The organism is Calothrix rhizosoleniae SC01, from assembly GCF_900185595.1.
GTDB lineage: Bacteria > Cyanobacteriota > Cyanobacteriia > Cyanobacteriales > Nostocaceae > Calothrix_A > Calothrix_A rhizosoleniae.
Map to the genome: position 1 here is coordinate 1 of NZ_FYBH01000241.1, position 5,965 is coordinate 5,965.

At 42.0% G+C, this 5,965-nt stretch carries 4 protein-coding genes; 1 reads left to right on the forward strand and 3 read right to left on the reverse strand.

Annotated features, from left to right (window positions below; all coding sequences use genetic code 11):
* The first annotated feature begins 529 nt into the window (after positions 1 to 529).
* Entirely contained in the window at positions 530 to 1,855 is a 1,326-nt protein-coding gene (locus CALSC_RS14400) for a methylglyoxal synthase (RefSeq protein WP_088242016.1), read from the forward strand.
* A 357-nt stretch (positions 1,856 to 2,212) separates the two neighbouring features.
* On the opposite strand, the gene CALSC_RS14405 is transcribed toward CALSC_RS14400, so the two are convergent.
* The 3 genes from CALSC_RS14405 to CALSC_RS14415 form a co-directional block, all read right to left on the reverse strand.
* Positions 2,213 to 4,597 (reverse strand): ATP-dependent helicase, encoded by a 2,385-nt coding sequence (locus CALSC_RS14405; RefSeq protein WP_235006793.1) that lies wholly within the window; start codon positions 4,595 to 4,597, stop codon positions 2,213 to 2,215.
* Between the two features lie 55 nt (positions 4,598 to 4,652).
* Entirely contained in the window at positions 4,653 to 4,940 is a 288-nt protein-coding gene (locus tag CALSC_RS14410; RefSeq protein WP_235006794.1) for a transposase, read from the reverse strand.
* 138 nt (positions 4,941 to 5,078) lie between these two features.
* A partial coding sequence (locus CALSC_RS14415) for a hypothetical protein (protein ID WP_235006795.1) occupies positions 5,079 to 5,965 on the reverse strand: 887 nt, incomplete at its 5' end.

Sequence of the window (5,965 nt, forward strand, 5' to 3'; positions counted from 1 at the left end):
TAAGTAAGTCGGCACAATAAAACCAAACTATGTGAAGAATAGTAAATAAGCCTAAAACCCTTGTTCCCCCTGCTCCCTGCTCCCTGCCCCCTGCCTTATCCAAACGATAATTTTTTACGCCAACCTACTTAAACGTGAGTTCGACGGATTTTAGGTACTAAAAACCCTGTAAATCAAGGATTATTGAAATAAAGGCTAATAACAACTCTCAATAAACTCAAGCATTTTTGGGAACTACGAATTTCCAGACCATATGTTGGTTAAGGGTTTCAGACTTTAAAGTTCATCGAACTCACGTTAACTAAGAGTAAAGTTGTCCAAAAACCTCTTCCCTTCTATAGCAATACCAAAGCACGTTATGACATTTTTGAAGCACCAAACCTATGAGCAATAAACTTATTATTTATTGCAGATTGGGGTAAAATCCAGTCCATGTGAAAGCTAGGCTTCCTAGACTGATGGCAAATCTCCAGAAGAAATATCCGAATAATATTGTACGATTACTTGAATTTCTCAGAAGAAATTAATTATGTCGTCATCCGTTGCATTGATTGCCCAAGATAGTAGAAACAATGAGATTGTTGTCTTAGCCCAAAAATATTACTCCATTCTAGCTCGCTACGAGCTAATTGCTACAAGTGCCACAGGACAAAAGATCGAGCAAGAAACAGGATTATCTGTCAATAAAGTAAAATCGAACTCCGAGGGAGGTATTCTACAGATTGCAGCCCAAGTTGTTACAGGAGAAGTAGTTGGCGTAATCTTTTTGATGGATACGCTAAATTTTCAATCTCCCGAACCTGATTGTCAAGCTCTGATTAGGGTCTGTAACTTTTACGATATCCCTCTAGCTACTAATATCTCCACCGCCGAATTATCGATTCAAGCAGTAGCCAAACTGCGAGATGCTTATTTGATTTTCAACCCTGTGGCAGGACAAGGGAATCCAGATCGAGATTTAGAAATGATTCGTCGCATTCTCGAACCCCAAATGAATCTCCACATTATTTTTACCCAACCAGGGCTCGACCCAGCCATTCAAGCCCGAGAAGTGATCGCTAAAATTCAAGCCAATCAAACCGAAGACCAAGTGGGTTGCGTAATTGCTTCGGGAGGAGATGGCACAGTATCAGCGATCGCTGGAGAAACTATTGAAACGGGAATATCTTTGGGTGTTATTCCTCGTGGTACTGCCAATGCTTTTTCGGTGGCTTTGGGACTGCCAACCAAACTCAAACTGGCTTGTGAAACTATTGCAGCAGGGAATACCAGAATGGTAGACGCAGCCTATTGTAATGAAATTCCGATGATTTTATTAGCTGGGGTAGGTTTTGAAGCAGGGATGGTCGATAATGCCAATCGAGAGCTAAAAAATCGCTTGGGAACTCTTGCTTATGTACTTTCTGGAGCGCAGCAATTTTTTACTCAAGAAGATTTTCAAGCTCAAATTGAAATTGAGGGTCAGGTTCTAGATTTTAAAACACCTGCGGTTACGGTTGCCAATGCTGCTCCTGCTACTTCAATTATGGCTCAGGGCTTTGGTGCTGTTATTCCCGATGATGGTCTTTTAGAAGTGACAATTCCTGTATCTAAAACTTGGCTTGAGGGAATTAATACATCAGCAGCTTTACTCGCCTCTGCTCTAGCTAAATCCGAAGTTGAAGATCAAAATCTAATTCGTTTGCGTACCAATAAACTTAAGTTAACTACCGAGCCGACTCAAAAATTAGTAGTAGATGGAGAATTATTTGATGGAAATCCCGTTGAATTTATTTGTGTACCTAATGGTTTAACTATTTTTTCTCAGTTTAGTTCAGTTGCCAAAGTAGGGGTAAAAGTAGCGAACATGTCATGAGCCGCCACGTAACGCCTGAAAGTATCACTATGAAAGAATTACAGAAATAAAAATACGTTTTTATCCAAAAAACGGCGAAAAACCTTGTTTTTGTAGTACCAATTAAACTTTAGGCTATTTGCTACAGAAAATTTGAACGAGATTTCAAGAGTTTGAGGGGTCTGATTCCCAGAAGGTTTAATTGGTACAGTTCTTATCGTGGTTTACTGCTCGGTTGCTACTCACACCCCTTGTACTAATTTACTTATTACTTGGGCGTAGCGCTATCACTTGAAAGTTTGGGTTTAACGTGTAGTTAGAGTAAGTGTTTTACTGTAGTTTGAAAGATTAACTTTACAGCAGGTAGCGACACAAGCATCACTCAAATTGCGAAATCACACAACTAGGAAACTGAAGTGTTAATGCTGAAAAGACGGGACAAGGTGCTTGCTCTTGTAAATTATCTGGTTTACTCCATGTAAAGGGTGCTTTCTTCGCCGCAGACATCCACAATAGCCTTTTTGCTCTTGTCATCGCCACATACAATAAACGATATTCTTCTGCTGTTTTTAAATATTTGGCTCCTTCCCAAGCGTCAGCAACATGGGGTAAACTAGACTCCCCGTGGAGATAGGCACGAATTTGGGCGCGGGCTACTTCTGATAAGGTAAAGTTACCTAGAAATTGACTTTGGGGCGGAATCCAAAATCTACCTGGTATTATATTTTCATGCAAAAAAGGTATAAATACATAGTCCCAATCTAGTCCTTTAGCTTTATGCATGGTAATTATAGTTAGTTGACCGGGGTTTGTATATCGGGCTTCTATGTTACTTGTTTCCACGGGTTCAAAGCGTTCCGAACTAACTATATCGCTCAAGGTATTTAACATGGCTCCCATGGAAATACCACCAGCTATTTGTTGGTTTACCCGTTCTGCTAGTTTGTCGGCGGTGGCTAGTTCGGCTTGGTCGTAATTTAGTACTAACCCCAGGAAGGAAATTAATTGATATAGGGGCAATTGCAACCGGGCACGTAGTAAACTACGACACAAATGAGCACCTTTTTGGATTGGTTCTGGTTGGGGTGCAGCCAGGGGACTGGGGTATAAAAATTCTTCTGGGAGGGTTGCCAGGGCGTTGAGGTCTTGGGGTTCAATCAATCGCCGTTGTACCATGACTGTGAGGGCAGCTTTGAGGTAATCGGGGGAATGGGGGCGATCGCAAAATTGTAGTAGGATTAAAATTTCTTCTGGTACATGGGAATGGCGCTCTTGTTCTCCCACGTCATAAAGTGTAATTTCATGTTGTTTACATATGGGGCGCAGTGCATCTGATAACCACCTGCCTTGGCGGTTTTCTCTGACTAAAATAGCTGCATTGACTTTCGCTGCATCATCTTGGCTAAATAATTCAATTATCCTCTGACTCAGTATTTTTACTGTTTGTTGAGTGTCCTGGGGAGCATGAAGTTCTAAACCCCTACTTACTGGCTGAGGGTTAGCATCTGGTTGAGGATCATCGGCAGTCACAGGATGAATTTTTTGAGGACGGAAGGGGGCAATTACAGGGGTAAAGGAAGTAGGGGAATCAGGGGGAGTTTTTTGTTGTTTGGTATAAAAGCTATTCACCCATGCCAAAACAAAGTTAGCAGCATCAATAACTATTTTAGTACTGCGACCCGCTCGATCCATAGTGGCTAATCTGGCTTGGGTGTCACATTGTTGACAAAAATCTCGAAAATAAATCGGATCTGCGGGGGTGAAGGTAGAGTTGATTGCTTGGTTGGGGTCGCCAACACGTACTAAGTTAATTTGGGGCTGGTGACTATTACTACCTCCCACTTCTGTCGCCAGAATTTCTAATAATTTAGTTTGCAGGGGGCTAGAATCTTGGGCTTCGTCTTCAAAAACAGCAAATACCTGATTCTGTTCAATCTTGCAAGCACTAGGATTTTTTAACACTCGTAACGCCGCTAGAATCATGTCATCATAGTCAATGAAATCCTGCAATCGCATCAAATTCTCATATTGTGTATATAATCCGGATGCTATTCGGAGAATTGCGTATTCATCAACCACATGTTGACTCAATTTTTGCAAATCTGCGGGTAACATTCCCGAGCTTTTGGCTTCATGAATGACGGTAGATGCTAAATCCGGTAATACTTCCGTCCTCAAAACCGATTGACGGCGTAAGCGTTCCGTTTCTTCCCCGTCAAATTGCATCCCCGACAACAACCGGGAATAATCCTCTGGGTGCTGACTAATCCATTGTTCTACAGCAGTACGAATGAAGCGGTGGGATTGATTGGGTGTAATTAAGGTGACATTCTCTAAATCTAAACCCGATAAATCTGGATGACGGTTAGCAATATTTAACGCCAAACCGTGGAGAGTATGAACCACAAAACCCGTTTGGGGTAGAGATAAAACTTCCCGTAGATATTTACGAATTTTCGCCTTAATGTTAGCCGCAGCAGAACGAGTAAAAGTGACAACCACCAACTGACGATGTTTTGGGGGACGGGAACTGGTAGCAAGGTGGTAATATTGTCTAGCGATCGCAATTGCTGCACCAGCTGCCATCCCCGTAGATTTGCCAGCACCAGGAACCGCAGATACCGCCAGGGGGCCAGATTGCCAATCAGCCATTTGTTGTTGTCCGGGACGCAGGCTATTACGGATAGTTAAAATTGCCTGTTCTCGCAGCAAAGAACCAGGGGATGGAGATTCAACTATAAGGTCGTGAGATTCTGGCGGCACGTTATCTGTAAAATTACGGTCTAATCCGATTTTAGATTTAATTAGGGGTTTGTGGCTAATTTTGAAGCAAAACCAGATGTACAGGAGGTAATGTCAGAACAAGAAAAAAATTATCCTCATTACTTCTGGTACATGCACCATAACCACCTTGCCATTTAAAAAAGCTATCAGGTTTAAATTTTCTAATCAATTCCGATACTGTTAAACTGAGCGGATAACCTATAAGAATATGTACATAATCTGCAACACCACCAATAGCAATTAATGTACATCCTAACTCTCGGAATTGTTGAGCGATCGCATTATAAATAATATCCTGAGTGTCTCCTGTAACTAATGGCAATCTATGTGAAAGCTTTAGTCATGGATTAAAATGGTGTGAGAAAAAGTTCCCACATAGAAACCATTTGGTCACAATTTCTCAGCTTATAACCTTAGTGACACCTTGTCCTCACCGAATAATTTCTTTTTTGATGTTCCCTTATTGATATCGATACCAAGGAGAATTCTTGGGAATGCGTAATCTATTATTCCTGCGATGGTAGGAGGGCTTACGCTTCTTTTGAGTACGATAATTGTTAACGACAGTTAACTTGTAAATGACATCAAGTTCGAAATTATCCCTATTCCTAGTAGCGGTAAACCGAATTTCATGGTTTCCAGGACGCAAAGGTCTAAGGAAAAGCCAGTATCCATCTGCCACAGTCGGTGAGCGGTCACCTGGGTCAAAACCAAACAATGTGGTAACAATCCCTCCCTCTCTGAATGGAATAGTAAAACCACCTGGAGGTGACTGCGCGCGATAGGCAAAGATATCTTCGACAGGTCTTCCATTTATCTCAGCCGTAAGTTTTATCCCGTTTGCCAATTCGCTGCCGAGATTTACGCCCCTTCTAACCTCTTCGACTGTATCACCATCTTCAGGTACCCAGAATAAACCGTTTAACAGAGGGAAGAAAAGAGGCTTGTTAGCTGGTACTGTGCAATATCGAGTCACTGGCTCTTCGTTACCGAATGTACCTGCTAGGAAAAATACATCAGCAACCTTAAACTGTCCTACTTGGCAAGCATTGGCGTTTTCCTTACCACCCGGATCCAATATCGGATTAGTCTCGGTTGGTATGTTTACAGCCCACTCCCACCATTTTCCGGTGAGGTCAGCGTAGTTAGTACCAAAGGCTTCTCGGTTTGGCGGTAAGATTTGCCTAAATCGACCCTTGGATTCATTGGCTTCTGTATTTGTCAAACCAACTGTTGTGGTCAAAAGAGCGGCTGCGATAAGTCCAGCGCTTGCTCTATGGAAATGAAATGAGCGTGATAGGAACTGCATAAATTTTCCTTTTAACAACGTGTGATGTAGTGATGTTT

Excerpts from the sequence above, each read along its gene's own strand:
- CALSC_RS14400 (WP_088242016.1), top strand. The coding sequence starts at position 530 with ATGTCGTCATCCGTTGCATTGATTGCCCAAGATAGTAGAAACAATGAG.